A 14,674-nucleotide genomic window follows, 5' to 3' on the forward strand; every position below is an offset into this window, starting at 1 on the left:
AAACAGTGGCGCCAGCCTGCAACCGCACAGGCCATGTGTGATGGCATTGTAAGCTGCATTCAGGGCAATTGTTCAGTGTGCCGTACAGAATTATTCATGCGGCATGGTGCCCCACACGGGGGCGATTTGCCCCCGGCGTTCGATGGCTGGCGCTGCGCGCGCTGTCAGTACAGCGTTTGCGCCGATTCGTGCAGCAACTGGCCATACAGGGTATGGCGCATCTTGGCGATCTTGCCTTCAGACAATGCTTGCAGGATGGCACACTGTGGCTCGATCAGGTGTCGGCAGTTGTAGAACTTGCAACCGCCCAGGTAGGGCTGGAATTCGCGGAAGGCCCGCTCCAGCATGCCTTCGGACAAGTGGTACAGGCCGAATTCCTGGAAGCCGGGCGAATCGATGATGGAACTGTTGGCGCCCAGTTCGTCGAGCTTGTACAGGCGCGTAAAGGTTGTCGTGTGCTTGCCCGTGTCGAGCGCGGCCGAGATTTCGCGCACGGCGATGTCCGCGTCCGGCACCAGCAGGTTGATCAGCGACGACTTGCCCATGCCCGACTGGCCGATCAGGATCGACGACTGGCCCGCCAGCAGCGGCGCCAGGGTGGCCACGGCATGTTCGGGTTCGGCGCGCGCCGACACTTCATCGACGGGATAGCCCATCGAGGAATATGGCAGCAGGCGTTCGCGGGCTCTGTCCAGCGAAGCCGTCACATCCGTCTTGTTCAGGATGATGCGCGCCGCGATGCCGGCCGCGTCGGCCGCCACCAGCGAGCGCGAGATCAGGTCGTCGGCGAAGCCCGGTTCCGTCGCCACGACGATGAATAGCTGCGTCAGATTGGCCGCCAGCAGCTTCGATTTGTACTGGTCCGAGCGGTACAGCAGGGTCTTGCGTTCCTCGATGCGGTCGATGACGGCCTGGTCGTTGGAGGTGCGCGTCAGGTGCACGATGTCGCCCACGGCCACATTGGTTTTCTTGCCGCGCGTTACGCATTGCAGCTTGGCACCGTCCACGTCGGCCAGGTAATGGCGGCCGTGTGCGGCGATGATGACGCCCGTCAACTTGCCTTCACTCATGGGGCCACCTGGCTGCTCTGGTAGATGAGGTCTGCCTTGGCGGCGCAGATGAAGTCGTTTTCGGACAGGCCGCCGGCGCCCTGGTTGACCGAGTGCGTGTCGTAGCGCACGGCGCAGGTTTTGTAAGTAATGATGAGCTCCGGATGGTGGTCTTGCGTATGGGTCATATAGGCCAGGGCGTTTACGAACGCCAGGGTCTGGTAGTAATTCTTGAAGCCGAAGTCGCGGCACAGCTTGCCATTTTGCAGCGTCCATTGGGGCAGCAAGGCATGCAGGGTGGCGATGTCCGTATTGCCCAGCGCCTGCTGGCGCGGCGTGCAGGACAGTTGGGCAAGTTCTTGTGAAGTCGATGGCATATTCATGTGGCAGCCCCTTTCAGGTGGCGGATGCGCACGCTGGCCGGCGGGTGCGAGTCATAGAAGGCCGAGTGCAGCGGGTCGGGCGTCAGGGTCGACGCATTGTCTTCATACATTTTCACGAGGGCCGAGACCAGGTCGTCCGCCTGCGTGTGCGTGGCGGCAAAGGCATCGGCTTCGAATTCGTGCTTGCGCGAGCTGAGCGAGGTCAACGGTCCCAGCAGGAAAGTGAAGACGGGCAAGGCCAGCATGAACAGCAGCAGGGCCAGCGCATCCGTCGGCTGGCCCGTCAGTGCCAGGGCGACGGGATCGATGCCCAGGCCCGCGTAGAACCACGGCTGCGTCTTCAGGAAGCCCAGCAGCGCCAGAAAGCCCAGCGAGATGACGAACATCATGGCGATGCGCTTGACGATGTGCTTGAGCTTGAAATGGCCCAGTTCATGCGCCAGCACGGCTTCGATTTCCTGCGGCGCCAGGCGCGACAGCAGGGTGTCGAAGAAGACGATGCGCTTGTTGGCGCCAAAACCCGAGAAGTAGGCATTGCCGTGGGCGCTGCGCTTTGAGCCATCCATGACGAACAAGCCTTTCGAGGCGAAACCCACGCGCTGCATCAAGCCTTCGATGCGGCTTTTCAAGGATTCGTCGGCCAGGGGCGTGAATTTGTTGAACAGGGGAGCAATGACGGTGGGAAACAGCACCATCATCAGCAACTGGAAGCCGCTCCAGACGAACCATGCATACAGCCACCACAGGTCGCCCGACTTGGCCATCAGGGTCAGCACGACCCAGATCAGCGGCAAGCCGATGAGCGCGCCCAGGCCCACGCCCTTGAGCATGTCAGTAAAGAACAGCTTGCGCGCCATGGTATTGAAGCCGAAACGCTGCTCCAGCACGAATTGGCGGTAATAGTCGAAGGGCAGGTCGATCAGGCCGGAAATGGCGGCAAAGGCGGCCATCAGGCCGATCTGGTACAGCATGGGCGAACCCGGTCCCATCCATTGATTCAGGTACAGCGCCAGCCATTGCAAGCCGCCCAGCAGGGTGAAACCGATCAGTACGGCATAGTTGACCAGCAGGGTCAGCAAGCCGAACTTGGTTTTGGCCACCGTGTAGTCGGCTGCCTTCTGGTGCGCGGCCAGCGGGATCTTTTCCGCGAACTCGGGCGGGACGGCAGCGCGGTGGGCCAGCACGTGGCGGATCTGCCGCGAAGCGAGCCAGAAGCGCACGGCCAGGGTCAAAACGAGGACGGATACAAACAAAATCGAAAACGCGAGTGAATACATTCTGTGCCTGTGAGAAAATGGCTGATTATTTAGTTTGATTAGGCCAAGAGAGAATTATGTCACAAGCGACCGACTTAACTGCATCCACCCCCGCACCCATTGTTCCGGCACGTCCAAATGAGATGAACCTGGTCTGGGTCGACATGGAAATGACGGGCCTGGAGCCCGATACCGACCGCATCATCGAGGTGGCGGTGGTAGTGACGGATATGCACTTGAACCTGCTGGCCGAAGGCCCCGTGTTCGTGATTCATCAGTCGGATGAAACCCTGAACAAGATGGATGCCTGGAACAAGGGCACGCACGGCCGCTCCGGCCTGATCGATAAAGTGAAAGCGTCGACCGTGACGGAAGCGCAGGCGGAAGCGGAATTGATCGCGTTCCTGAAGAAATACGTACCAGCAGGCAAGTCGCCCATGTGCGGCAACACCATCGGCCAGGACCGCCGCTTCATGGTGCGCGGCATGCCGAAGCTGGAAGCGTTCTTCCACTACCGCAATGTTGACGTATCGACACTGAAAGAGCTGTGCAAGCGCTGGAAGCCGGAAATCGCCACCGGTTTCAAGAAACACCAGAAGCATACGGCCCTGGCCGATATTCTCGAGTCGATTGAGGAATTGAAGTACTACCGCGAAAATTTCATCAAGTTATAACTTTTCGGATGTTCCAAAGGCGAGGGTGGACCACGCACCATCCTCTCCTTGCCATTCCAGCGCAAACGGTCCCGTTTGCCGCAATCCCGTGATCCACACTGTTTCGCCCTGCTGGCGGAAATATTCCGCGCACTGCCCGAACGGCTGGCCCAGCCGGCACAGTACCAATCCTTCCCCTGCCACTGCGCACCATTGCTCATGGATATCGATCAAGGCCACGGCCGGATCGCCATAGAATTCGCCCAGTTCTTGCCGCCATCCATCAGCAGCGATTACGCTGGCCTGTTCGTACTCGTGCTGGACAATGTATTCGGCGCTGCGCGCCAGTTCCCTGCTGGTCATGCTGTCTCCACGCCGGGCCAGACGGTTTCCTGGTCGGCGCGCGCCTCGGCGATCAGCCATTCGCAGAAGGCATGCACGAGGGGGCGCGTTTCCGCCTGGGGAGAGCGCAGCAGGTAATAGCAGTGGGGGCCGCGCACCGCGTGTTCGAACACGCGCACCAGGCGGCCCGAGCGCAGATCGTCGCCGATCAGGGGACTGGCGGCGATGGCCACGCCCTGGCCGCTGGCGGCCGCATCCAGGCATAAATACGTGTGCGAAAAGCGCGCGCCGCTGTTGCCGCTATTGCCGCTGTAATGCACGTCGCAGCTGTGCAGCCAGCGCGTCCAGTCGATTTCGCCTGGCAGGTGCACTTCCGGCTCGTCGTGCAGCAGCGGATAGCGCAGCAGGTCGGCGGGCTGGCGCAGGCTGGCCGCGTTGGCGCGAAAGCCGGGGCTGCAGACGGCGGAAAACCATTCTTCCATCAATAAATCGACTTTGAGGCCCGGATAGCGGCCCGGTCCCAGGCGGATGGCCACGTCGACGCCATCGCGCGCCAGGTCGACCGGGTGCATCGACGCCAGCACGCGCAGTTCGATTTGCGGATAGCGGTCGCGCAAACGTCCCAGGCGCGGCATCAGCCAGCGCGAGACGAGCGAGCTGGTGGCTGTCACCGTCACCACCTTGTCATCGCCCTGGCGGCGCGTCTGCTCGGACACCTCGGCCAGCTGGTTGAGGATGGGGCCCAGCGAGGCCGCATAGCGCTGGCCGGCGCTGGTGAGCACCACGCCGCGCGGCAGGCGCTGGAACAGCACGATGCCGAGCCACGCTTCCAGCTGTTTCACGTGGTGGCCGATGGCGCCGGCCGAGACATGCAATTCTTCGCCCGCGCGCTGGAAACCTTCATGGCGCGCGGCTGCCTCGAAGGCGTGCAGGGCGGCGAGCGGTGGCAAGGGACGTGACATGGCACTCTTCAAGTGAATTGAGCCTCAGTAATATTCGGCCTATCCGTGAAGAATATTGGTTTGTTTCATTTTGCGCAAGCGAATATGATGCCGTCACTGCGTGAAGTGATCCCGCAATATGATTCACGCATGAATCATCTCCCAGCCTTGCTTGGCATTAATATTTACAACGCTTGGGAAAACCGTCGCGATACGCAGCAGGTTTGCCCAGGTGTACTCAAAGAGGTTAGTCATGTCTGATCGCCGCGCTGTTGCGCTGGTGTTGCTGTCGGCCGCCGGTTTCGGCAGTTCCGCAGTGTTTGCCAAGGCGGCATATGCGTCCGGGGTCAACCCGTCGACCATGCTGGCCTTGCGTTTCGTCATCGCCGCCATGTTGCTGCTGCCGCTAGTGTGGCTGGGCGGCTGGCGCTTGCCGCGCGGCCGCCTGCTGGCAGGCTACATGCTGATGGGCCTGATGTACACGGCCCAGTCGCAAGGCTATTTCAATGCCCTCATGTATGCCAGCAGCGGCCTGTGCGGCATGTTGCTGTACGTGTATCCCGTGCTGGTGACCATTCTGGCGCTGGCGCTGGGCTGGGAAAAGCTGGACCGGCGCATGCTGGTGCTGATGGCGCTGGCGATTGCCGGCATGGCCATCACCCTGGGCGGCAAGTTGCAGGGCCAGCCCATCGGCATCGCCCTGGCATTGATGGCCGCCGGCGTGTACGCCGTGTACATCCTGTTTGGCAACAGCCTGTCGAAAAGCCGCGAGAATATTCACCCATTGGCCGCTTGCGTGGTGATCCTGGGCACGGCTGGCCTGTCGAATACTGCAATTGCCTTGTGGCAAGGCGTCTCCTTGCCGGGCACGCCGACGGGCTGGCTGGCCGTCAGCGCCATCGCCCTGTTCTCGACGGCCATCGCGATTGCCGCCTTCTTTGCCGGCGTGGCGCAAATCGGCGCGGCCAAGGCGTCCATCATTTCCACGTTTGAACCCGTCATCACGATGGCGTTCGGCGTGACCTTGCTGAAGGAGTCCGTCAGCGGCACGCAATTGCTCGGTGGCGCCATGGTGCTGGCTGCCGTGGTCTTGCTGGCACAGCGCCCTACGGCGAAACCGGCCACCATGCCGGCGGTACAGGCCAGCGCCTGAATTCAACGCTGATATTTTCTCAACACTGATCAGTTGTATTGATCGGTCTCCTTTGGCGCCGCGACGGGTTTCCTGTCGCGGCGCTTTTTTTTCGTCCGCTTTCGGGCGCGCACACAAATAAGCCTTGATTGCGAATGATTCTCATTTATAATCGATGTCAAGATTCCCCCACCACCAGCCAGCCCATGCCAGCCAGTGTTCGCCTTGAAAGGAGACACCGTGTTGAGCACCTTCCCCATTTGCAATACCGAACTGGTCGCCAGCGAATTTGCCCGCCTGCGCCGCGAAAAGAAAGCCCGCCACCGCGACATCGCTGACGAACTGGGCATTTCCGAGGGCGAGCTGATCGCCGCGCATGCCGGCTTGTCGCTGGCCGATGGCGCCTTGCTGGGCGCCGAGCGCCTGCAGGCGGACTGGCCCGCGATCATCGCCGCCCTGGAACCGCTGGGCGAAGTCATGGCGCTGACGCGCAACGCCTCGTGCGTGCATGAAAAGACGGGCGTCTACCGAAAAGCCAGCCACAACAATCATGTGGGCCTGGTGCTCGGTGGCGACATCGACCTGCGCGTGTTTTACCGCCACTGGGCGCATGGCTTTGCCGTACGCGAGGTGAACGAGGGCGAAAACGCGGTGCAGCGCAGCCTGCAATTTTTCGATGCGGCCGGCCACGCCGTGCACAAGATTTTCCTCAAGCCGCAAAGCGATATTGCCGCCTACGACGCGCTGGTGACGCATTTTGCCGACGCGAACCAGGCGGCCGGCATCGCCGTGACGGCGCCGCCGCCGCCACCGGTGGAATTGCCCGACGCGCAGATCGACGTGGCCGGTTTTCGCGCCGCCTGGGCCGACTTGCGCGACACGCATGAATTTTTCACCGTGCTGAAAAAATATGCGGTCTCGCGCCTGCAAGGCCTGCGCCTGGCCGAGGCGCGCTTCGTGCAGCAGCTCGACAAATCCTGCGTGCTCGACCTGCTCAATAGCGCCGCCCTTGAAAAAGTCTCCATCATGGCCTTCGTCGGCAATGCCGGCATGATCCAGATCCATTCTGGCCCCGTGCACAAGATCGCCGTGATGGGGCCATGGATCAATGTCCTCGACACGCGCTTCAGTCTGCATTTGCGCGAAGACCATATCGCCAGCGCCTGGGTGGTGAAAAAGCCGACCGTCGATGGCCTGGTGACGTCGGTGGAACTGTTCGACGCCAGGGGCGACACCATCGTCATGTTCTTCGGCGAACGCAAGCCGGGCGTGCATGAGTTGTGCGAATGGCGCCATATCGTCGACAGAGTGGCACAGGAGGGCGAACTATGCGCCGCATGATCGCCGCCAGCGTGGCGCGCCGCATCGCGCTGAAAAAAATGGGGGCGGGAGCACTGGCCCTGGCCGCGCCGATGCAGGTGCTGGCCGCCGTGTCCGACGCGGCCAGGCCGATTGTCAAGGCGCGGCGCATCGTCAGCGTGGGCGGCGCCCTGACGGAAATCGTCTATGCGCTCGAGGCGCAGGGCGAACTGGTGGGCGTCGATACCACCTCGCTGTATCCGGCCGCGGCGCAACAGCTGCCGCAGGTGGGCTATGCGCGTACCTTGTCGGCCGAGGGCGTGCTGTCGCTGGCCCCCACGCAGCTGATCGCCACCGAGGAGGCGGGGCCGCAAGCGGTGCTGCGACAGGTGCGCGACGCGGGCGTGCCGGTGGCGGTGCTGAACGCGAATAACAAGTTCGAAGGCTTGCTCGAACGGGTGAAGCAGGTGGGCCAGATCACGCGACGTGCCGACTCCGCCGCGCGTCTGGCGCAAGCCTTGCAACAGCAATGGGACGGCGCCCTGGCCAGGGTGCGCCAGCGCAGCCAATCACCGGTACAATCAGCCGTGCGCGTGCTGTTCATCCTCGCGCATGCGCCCAACCAGGTGATGGTGGGCGGGCGCGAGACGGGGGCCGACGCCATGCTCGCGTATGCGGGCGCCGTTAATGTGATGGGCGGGCAGGGCGGCCAGGCTGGATTCGCCGGCTACAAGCCGCTTACGCCGGAAGCAGTGATCGCCGCGCGGCCCGACATCGTGCTCGTCACGGACCAGGGCTTGAAAGCCTCGGGCGGCGTGGACGGCATCCTGAAATTGCCTGGCCTGGCGCAGACGCCGGCCGGGCGCAAGCACCGCATCGTCTCGCAGGAAGCCATGCTGCTGCTGGGCTTTGGCCCGCGCATGCCGCAGGCGCTGGCCGAGCTGGACGCCGCGTTCGCGCAAGCCATGGCCGCATGAACGTGGCCTCCGTGGTGTCCGCCGCGCCCTGGCGCTGGCCACGCTGGAGCGCTGGCGGGCTGCTGGCCGCCGCACTGGCTTGCGGCTTGCTCGCCGCCGTGCAGGCAGGCGCCGTGCCGGTGACCCTGGCCGACTGGCTGGCGCCGTTTCAATCTGGCGACGCGGCGCTGTCCGGCGGCGCGTACGTGCTGTGGCATATCCGCCTGCCGCGCGCCCTGTTCGCCATGCTGATCGGCGCCGCGCTGGCGCTGGCAGGCGGCCTGACGCAAGGGCTGTTTCGCAATCCGCTGGCCGACCCGGGGCTGCTCGGCGTGAGCAGCGGCGCCGCCTGCGCGGGCGCGGCCACCATCGTCTTTGCCGCCAGCCTGCACGTGGCGCCCGAGTTGCGCGTGTGGCTGCTGCCGGGGGCCGCGTTTGCCGGCGCCATGCTCATTTGCGTGCTGCTCGACAGGGTCGCCCGCTGGGCCACGCCCGGTTCCATCGTCGGCCTGCTGCTGACGGGCGTGGCGCTGAACGCCATCACCGTGGCCGTCATGGGCTTGTGCATTTACCTGGCCAGCGACGACCAGCTGCGCACCCTGACTTTCTGGACCCTCGGCTCGCTGTCGGCCGGCAGCTGGCGCCAGGTGGCGGCCCTGCTGCTGGTGCTGGCCGGCGCGCTGTGGGCCACGCGTTTCCTGATGCGTTCACTCAACGCGCTGGCGCTGGGCGAGGCGCAAGCGCTGCACGTGGGCGTCGACGTGGGCCGGTTGCGCACGCAGGTAATCGTGCTGGTGGCCGTGCTGACGGGTTTTGCCGTCGCCTGGTGCGGCGGCATCGGCTTCATCGGCCTGATCGCGCCGCACCTGGTGCGCACCTGGCTGGGGGCGGACCAGCGCAAGGTACTGCCGCTTGGGATGCTGATGGGCGGCTTGCTGCTGCTGTTGGCCGACACCCTGGCGCGCACGCTGGCCATCCCGGCTGAAGTCCCCGTCGGTATTTTCACGGCCCTGCTGGGCGGGCCATTTTTCCTGATGCTGTTGCGGCGCTTCCGCCACGGCACCGCCTAGGAGTGATGACCATGACGCCCTTACTTGAACTGAGCTTTGCCACCACACAACTGGGCCAGCAGTATTTCGGCCCCTTCAATGTGCAGGTGCATCCCGGCGAGCGCATCGCCATTCTCGGCCCCAGCGGCGCGGGCAAGTCGACCCTGCTCAAACTGATGGCGCGCGAATTGCATCCGCAGGCGGGCCAGGTGGAGTTCGCGGGCCGGCCGCTGGCGCAGTGGCCGCTGGCCGAACTGGCCCTGCGCCGCGCCGTCCTGCCACAAGGGTCAAACGTGGCCTTCGGGCTGCAGTGCGCGCTGGTGATCGGCCTGGGACGGGTGGCGCGCCTGCTTGACCCGCAACTGGAGCAGATCGTGCAGGACGCGGCCGCCCAGGCGCATGCCACGCATTTGCTGGGACGGCGCCTCGATACCCTGTCCGGCGGCGAACAGGCCAGGGTGCAGCTGGCGCGCATCTTCGCGCAGATGTGGGATGTGCAAAACGGCTTGATACTGGTCGACGAACCGCTGGCGGCGCTCGATCCCGGCCTGCAGTTCGATTTGCTCGATAGCTTGCAGCAGTTTTGCGCCGCGCGCGGCCACGCCGTCATCGCCATCCTGCACGACATCAACCATGCTTTGCTGGGCTTCGAGCGGCTGCTGCTGGTGCGTTCGGGCCAGCTGGTCGCCGATATCGCCAGCGATGCCGGCGCCGTGCCGGCCCTTGGCGCGCTGTACGGCATCGCCCTGACGACGGCGACCAACAGCGATGGCGACGTGTGCGTCATTCCTGCCAGAAGCACGGTACGCAGGGCAGCCTGACTCACTTATTCACTCGCTCACCACGCGTCCGCCGCGCGCGGCCGCGCCGCTTGCGGTCGATGTGCGCCTCGTCGCTGCGTTCCTCTTCGAGCAGCATGACGAACGGTGCGCCACGGCGCTGCCTTCCTCGAGCAGGATATCGAGGGCAACGAGCAGGTTCAGGTCGGGGAGTTTCATGTGGCGATGATAGCCCGTGGGCCAATGCCAGCGCTGCGCCGGCAGGACGCCGGCGCAGCAGGGAGATGCTACTGCGGGATTACTCGGCTGCCGGCTCGGCGCCGCAGCATTTCTTGAACTTCTTGCCGCTGCCGCAAGGGCAGTCGTCGTTGCGGCCCACTTTCGGCTCTTCGCGCTTCATGGTTTGCACCGGTGCCTTGCGGCGCGGGACCCAGAAACGGTGGATGGCCGGCAGGTTCGCTTCCAGTTCCTGCGCCAGCTTGTGCGCCTTGACCGGGTCTTCCACCAATTTCAGTTCTTCTTCCTTGATTTCGTCGGCACCCAGCAGGTAGATCGGCTGCATCAGCTCGGCCACTTCGGAATTCCAGATTTCACTCCACGAGCCAGGGCGCAGTTCCATGCCGTCCCAGAAGCCCCAGCACCAGGCTTCGGCGTCGATCAGGGTCTGGCCTTCGTAGTCGTGTTCGACGAACAGGGCTTCGAATTCTTTCGGCGCGACTTCAAACGTCACCAGCACTTCGTTCATGAAGCGCATGATCAGGTTGACGATGCGTTCTTCTTCCTTGCTGTTCTTGAATTTCGGTGCATCTTCGGCATCTTCGCCCCACACGCGCGGCAACCACTCTGCCGGCATGATCGGTTCCGGGCCGATGGCAACGGCCGTCAGATAGCCGTGCAGCATATCCATGGTCATCGCGTCCTCGGAGCAGCGCTCCGACAACAGGAATTGGTCTAATTCGTCGAATTCTTTTTCTGATAATGGCTGTTCGAGTTGCATGGCTTGCTCTTTGTATTGAATGTAAGGCGCTAGTATACGCTTAGCTGGGGTTCGTCACAGAAGTGTTTGTGCCGGCGGCCCGCGCGCGCCGTACAATGTCGCTTATGCACAATGAAAACCCGCCGCACGACGACGACCGGCCCGTCCATCCCTTTTCCGCCCTGAGCCCCGATTGCGTGCTCGATGCCCTCGATAGCGTGGGCTTGCGCGGCGATGGTCGCCTGCTCGCGCTGAACAGCTATGAAAACCGCGTCTACCAGGTGGGCATCGAAGACAGCGCGCCCCTGGTGGCCAAGTTTTATCGCCCCGAGCGCTGGAGCGATGCCGCCATCCTGGAAGAACACGCGTTCGTGTCCGAGCTGGTCGAGCGCGAAATCCAGGTGGTGCCGGCGCTGGAAATCAATGGCAGCACCTTGCACCAGTACCAGGGCTTCCGCTTTGCCGTCTTCCCCCGCCACGGCGGCCGCGCGCCCGAGCTGGACGATCCGGCGACGCTGGAATGGACAGGGCGCTTCATCGGCCGCATCCACGCGGTCGGCGCGCTGTCCACCTACAAGGAACGGCCGGCACTCGATCACCAGACGTTTGGCGTCGAGCCGCGCGAGTTCTTGCTAGAGGGTAACTTCCTGCCGCCCGAACTGCTGGCCGCCTATTCCAGCGTGGCGCAGCAGGCGCTCGATGGCGTCAGGCGCTGCTATGACCGCGCGGGCGACGTGGCCGTGCTGCGCACGCATGGCGATTGCCATGGCGGTAACGTGCTGTGGACGGATGCCGGCCCGCATTTTGTCGATTTCGACGATAGCCGCATGGGCCCTGCCATCCAGGATCTGTGGATGATGCTGTCGGGCGAGCGGGGCGACATGGTGCGCCAGATGAGCGACATCCTGGCCGGCTACGAAGACTTTTGCGATTTCGACCCGCGTCAGCTGTACCTGGTCGAAGCGTTGCGCACCCTGCGCCTGATCCATTATTCGGCCTGGCTGGCGCGCCGCTGGGACGACCCCGCCTTCCCCGTCGCCTTCCCGTGGTTTAACACGCAGCGCTACTGGCAAGACCGCATCCTTGAACTCAGGGAGCAGGTTGCCCTGATGGACGAAGCGCCTTTGTGGCCTATTTGATCTAAACGCAGGAAAAGGGCCGTAAACGCCCCTCTTCTTGCCGTGCTGATTTGCAGGTGCTTACTCGATAATGGTGTTAATAAATTCCTATAAGCAATGGAATTCACCCGAATAAGCGAGAAATCATGCAAGCACAGCAAAATCAGCGCCAGGCCGCCTCCCTCACCGTCGCCTATTCGGCCGACGACGAGTTCGACCAGGACAGCATGGTCTCGCTGCATGATTTCAAGGACCTGGAGCGCAAGGCCGAGGCACCTGCGCCAGCGCCTGTCCCTGCCCCTCCTATGCCCGAACCGCAAGCCGAGCCGGCAGCGGAAGCCGACAGCAAGGCGCCGGCCGCCGAACGCCAGAAAATGGAATTGAAAGCCATCCACGAGGCGATTGCCCGCGTGGAAGCGGAAGCGAAGGCCACCTGCGCCGCTGAAAGCCGCGCGCTGGCCGAGGCGCGCGTGCGCTCGCTGGCCGAAGACCGCGCCGCCATCGACGCCGCCGCCGCCGCCGCCGCACAGCAAAATGCGCAGGCGGCCGAAGAAGCGATCGCCGCCAACCGCGAACGTCTCGATACCATGCGCGCCGCCGCGCAAGCCAGCGTGGCCCGCCTGGAAGCGGTGAAGCAGGAGACGGCCGAACTGCGCGCCCGCGTGGAGTCCGACAATGCCATCCGCCTGGCCGCCGAACAGCGTTCGCGCGCCGAACAGGAAAGCCGCTTGCGCGCCAGCGAGCAGGTGGCCGTGCAGTCGGAACTGGCCGAACAGGCAGCCCGCGCCGCCGAGGAATTGCAAGTGCAGACGGAGCAGGCGCGCCTGCAAGCCGTCGAGCGCGTCGCCGCTGTGCAGGCGGCCAAGGACGAAATGGTGGGCATCGCCTCGGCTGATGCCAGAGTCGCCGTGCTGGCGCGTGAACGCGAGCGCCATGCGCACGGTGCGCGCCAGACGGCGCAGATGCTGGCCGAAGCGGAAAGCGAAGCGCTGGATTTGACGGTGCAGCGCGAGCGCGCCGACCAGATCGCGCTGGAATCGGCCTTCAACCGCGCCGCCGCCGAAGTGCGCGCCCTGGAAGAAGCGCGCGCGCTGGCGCACCTGGAGCAGGAACGCGAAGCCATCGCCCTGGCGCAGGCGGAATCGGAACGCCATGCGGCGCAATCCCTGCGTTTGCGCCTGCAGACGGAAAAGGAATTGCGCGACGCGGCCATCCACCGCGAGCGCCTGGAAATGGTCGCTGTCGCCAGCGCGCAGGCGCGCCGCGATGCCGACGTGCGCATCCTGGCCGCCACCGAGGCGCGCATCGAGGTGGACCGCCAGCTGCGCGCCGTGGCGCTGGCCCGCGTGGCCGCCGAACAGGATGCGGAGATCGCCGGCCACGCCAAGCTGGAAGCGGAAACGGCGGCTCTTGAAGAAACCAAGGCGCGCGAAGCGGCCGAACAGGCAGCCGCCGTGGCAGCGGCCCGCGAACTGGAAGAGCAGCAGCGCGCCGCCAGCCTGGCGCATGAACGCGCCGATCTGGCGCGCCAGGCGGCGGAACTGGCCGCCAGCCAGAATGACGCCGAGCAGGCCGAGGTCGATGCCGACAAGGCTACAGTGGCTGCGCAGGCACAGGCATCGCAACTGGCGCAGGAAAAAGCGCAGCAGGCAGAGCGCCTGCTGCAAGCCGAGCAGGAGCGCCTGGCCGCTGAACAAGCTGCCATCGCCGCATTAAAAGAGAAACTGGAAGCGGAAGCGCTGGCGTTCAACGCGGCGCAGGAACGCATCGCCGCCGAAGGCGCGCAAGCGGAACTGCTGCGCGGCCAGCACGCGGCCGAACAGGCGTTGCGGGAAGCGGCGCAAAAAGAAGCCGACGCTATCCGTATCCTGATGGACCAGGCGCTGGTCGAGGGCGAGCAGAAAGCCGCTGCCGCGCAAGCCGTGCAGGCTCAGGCGCGCCTGGCCGTCGAACTGGGCCAGGTGCATAGCGAGCGTGCCCGCGTGGAAGAAGACAAGGCGCAAGCTGCCGATGCGCTGCTGGCGTCCGAGCGCGACTTCGTCGCTGCCGAACGCGAGTCGCTGGCCTTGATCGCGCAAAAACTGGTGCAGCAGCGCCAGACCAGCAGTGCCGAAGAACGCGCCTCGCAAGCCATCGCCGGCCGCCTGGACGCGGAAAAGCAGGCGACGGCGGCCGCCGAAGCGCGCGCCGCCATGGAACAGCAAGCGCTGGAAGCGATGCGCCAGCGCGAGCAGCTGGAACGGGCGGCGCAGCAGGCGGCCAGCGAGAAGCTGGCCGCGCAGCAAGCCTTGCTGGCCAGTGCCCAGGCCCACGCCGCCCTGCAGCGCAAGGCTGCCGAGACGACGGTTGCCATGGCCGCCGCCAGGCAGCAGTTGCTGGAACTGGACACGGCCCGCGCGCAGCAGCAAGAGCGCGAACTGGCGGCCCTGCGCGCCAGCCTGGAGCAGCCGCAAACGGTCTTTTCCAGCTCCTTGAACGCCGCCCGCGCGAAAGCGGAACAAGTCAGCTCGGCCAGTTTGACGCGCGAAGTGATCGAGCGCTTGACGCAGCCTAACGAGGCCGGTGCCGTCTGGCGTTCGCGCTAGGCTCGAAGGTTGAAAACTTCCTGCCCACCGCCACCGGCGATGGGGGAATTACGCAAACGATCTGCTGGCGGCTTCTCATGCGATGGCGCAAGAATCTGCACATTGAATACGTCTAGGAGGGGAGGCGCCGGCCTGGAAGGGCTGGCCGGCGCGATG

16 protein-coding genes are annotated in these 14,674 nt (G+C 64.4%); 9 read left to right on the plus strand and 7 right to left on the minus strand.

The window, feature by feature from the left end:
• Positions 1 to 164 precede the first annotated feature (164 nt).
• Genes rsgA through ACQ4WN_RS23980 form a run of 3 tightly spaced genes read right to left on the minus strand, consistent with a single transcriptional unit; the run spans position 165 to position 2,709 of the window.
• The gene (gene rsgA / locus ACQ4WN_RS23970; protein ID WP_436553771.1) at positions 165 to 1,070 is read right to left on the minus strand and encodes a ribosome small subunit-dependent GTPase A; all 906 of its coding nucleotides are present in this window, start codon (positions 1,068 to 1,070) and stop codon (positions 165 to 167) included.
• Positions 1,067 to 1,432 (minus strand): 4a-hydroxytetrahydrobiopterin dehydratase, encoded by a 366-nt coding sequence (locus ACQ4WN_RS23975; RefSeq protein WP_436553772.1) that lies wholly within the window; start codon positions 1,430 to 1,432, stop codon positions 1,067 to 1,069. Before ACQ4WN_RS23975 ends, rsgA begins: the two co-directional genes overlap by 4 nt.
• On the minus strand, positions 1,429 to 2,709 hold the full coding sequence (locus ACQ4WN_RS23980; protein ID WP_436553773.1) for a M48 family metallopeptidase: 1,281 nt from the start codon (positions 2,707 to 2,709) through the stop codon (positions 1,429 to 1,431). Before ACQ4WN_RS23980 ends, ACQ4WN_RS23975 begins: the two co-directional genes overlap by 4 nt.
• Before the next feature lie 56 nt (positions 2,710 to 2,765).
• Between ACQ4WN_RS23980 and orn the strand changes: the two genes are divergently transcribed.
• Entirely contained in the window at positions 2,766 to 3,362 is a 597-nt protein-coding gene (orn, locus tag ACQ4WN_RS23985; protein WP_180278604.1) for an oligoribonuclease, read from the plus strand.
• Here orn and ACQ4WN_RS23990 read toward each other — a convergent pair.
• Both ACQ4WN_RS23990 and gcvA read right to left on the minus strand, forming a co-directional pair.
• Positions 3,357 to 3,704 (minus strand): hypothetical protein, encoded by a 348-nt coding sequence (locus tag ACQ4WN_RS23990; RefSeq protein ID WP_436553774.1) that lies wholly within the window; start codon positions 3,702 to 3,704, stop codon positions 3,357 to 3,359. The two genes, orn and ACQ4WN_RS23990, sit on opposite strands and share 6 nt — an antisense overlap.
• Entirely contained in the window at positions 3,701 to 4,645 is a 945-nt protein-coding gene (gcvA, locus tag ACQ4WN_RS23995; RefSeq protein ID WP_436553775.1) for a transcriptional regulator GcvA, read from the minus strand. Before gcvA ends, ACQ4WN_RS23990 begins: the two co-directional genes overlap by 4 nt.
• Positions 4,646 to 4,690: 45 nt before the next feature.
• Between gcvA and ACQ4WN_RS24000 the strand changes: the two genes are divergently transcribed.
• The 6 genes from ACQ4WN_RS24000 (at position 4,691) to ACQ4WN_RS24025 (ending at position 9,881) form a co-directional block, all read left to right on the plus strand.
• On the plus strand, positions 4,691 to 4,885 hold the full coding sequence (locus ACQ4WN_RS24000) for a hypothetical protein (protein ID WP_436553776.1): 195 nt from the start codon (positions 4,691 to 4,693) through the stop codon (positions 4,883 to 4,885).
• A complete protein-coding gene (locus ACQ4WN_RS24005; protein ID WP_436553777.1) occupies positions 4,878 to 5,777 on the plus strand; it encodes a DMT family transporter in 900 nt (299 codons plus the stop codon). The genes ACQ4WN_RS24000 and ACQ4WN_RS24005 overlap by 8 nt, the downstream gene beginning before the upstream one ends.
• Before the next feature lie 222 nt (positions 5,778 to 5,999).
• Positions 6,000 to 7,097, plus strand: coding sequence for a hemin-degrading factor (locus tag ACQ4WN_RS24010; protein WP_436553800.1), 1,098 nt, complete (start codon positions 6,000 to 6,002; stop codon positions 7,095 to 7,097).
• On the plus strand, positions 7,085 to 8,032 hold the full coding sequence (locus ACQ4WN_RS24015; protein ID WP_436553778.1) for a heme/hemin ABC transporter substrate-binding protein: 948 nt from the start codon (positions 7,085 to 7,087) through the stop codon (positions 8,030 to 8,032). Before ACQ4WN_RS24010 ends, ACQ4WN_RS24015 begins: the two co-directional genes overlap by 13 nt.
• Positions 8,029 to 9,081 (plus strand): FecCD family ABC transporter permease, encoded by a 1,053-nt coding sequence (locus ACQ4WN_RS24020; protein WP_436553779.1) that lies wholly within the window; start codon positions 8,029 to 8,031, stop codon positions 9,079 to 9,081. The genes ACQ4WN_RS24015 and ACQ4WN_RS24020 overlap by 4 nt, the downstream gene beginning before the upstream one ends.
• Before the next feature lie 11 nt (positions 9,082 to 9,092).
• Positions 9,093 to 9,881 carry an ABC transporter ATP-binding protein gene (locus tag ACQ4WN_RS24025; protein ID WP_436553780.1) on the plus strand — a complete coding sequence of 263 codons (789 nt, stop codon included), beginning with the start codon at positions 9,093 to 9,095 and terminating at the stop codon, positions 9,879 to 9,881.
• A 9-nt stretch (positions 9,882 to 9,890) separates the two neighbouring features.
• Here the strand turns inward: ACQ4WN_RS24025 and ACQ4WN_RS24030 are convergent, their stop codons facing one another.
• Together ACQ4WN_RS24030 and ACQ4WN_RS24035 are read right to left on the minus strand one after the other, a co-directional pair.
• Positions 9,891 to 10,058, minus strand: coding sequence for a hypothetical protein (locus ACQ4WN_RS24030; protein WP_436553781.1), 168 nt, complete (start codon positions 10,056 to 10,058; stop codon positions 9,891 to 9,893).
• Positions 10,059 to 10,137: 79 nt separating this feature from the next.
• Positions 10,138 to 10,836, minus strand: a complete 699-nt coding sequence (locus ACQ4WN_RS24035) for a UPF0149 family protein (protein WP_436553782.1) — start codon at positions 10,834 to 10,836, stop codon at positions 10,138 to 10,140.
• 104 nt (positions 10,837 to 10,940) lie between these two features.
• Here ACQ4WN_RS24035 and ACQ4WN_RS24040 point away from each other — a divergent pair, with 104 nt between their 5' ends.
• The gene (locus tag ACQ4WN_RS24040) at positions 10,941 to 11,954 is read left to right on the plus strand and encodes a serine/threonine protein kinase (RefSeq protein WP_436553783.1); all 1,014 of its coding nucleotides are present in this window, start codon (positions 10,941 to 10,943) and stop codon (positions 11,952 to 11,954) included.
• A gap of 125 nt (positions 11,955 to 12,079) precedes the next feature.
• The gene (locus tag ACQ4WN_RS24045) at positions 12,080 to 14,518 is read left to right on the plus strand and encodes a coiled-coil domain-containing protein (protein WP_436553784.1); all 2,439 of its coding nucleotides are present in this window, start codon (positions 12,080 to 12,082) and stop codon (positions 14,516 to 14,518) included.
• Positions 14,519 to 14,674 lie beyond the last annotated feature (156 nt).

The organism is Janthinobacterium pasteuri (assembly GCF_051380775.1).
Classification (GTDB): domain Bacteria; phylum Pseudomonadota; class Gammaproteobacteria; order Burkholderiales; family Burkholderiaceae_D; genus Janthinobacterium.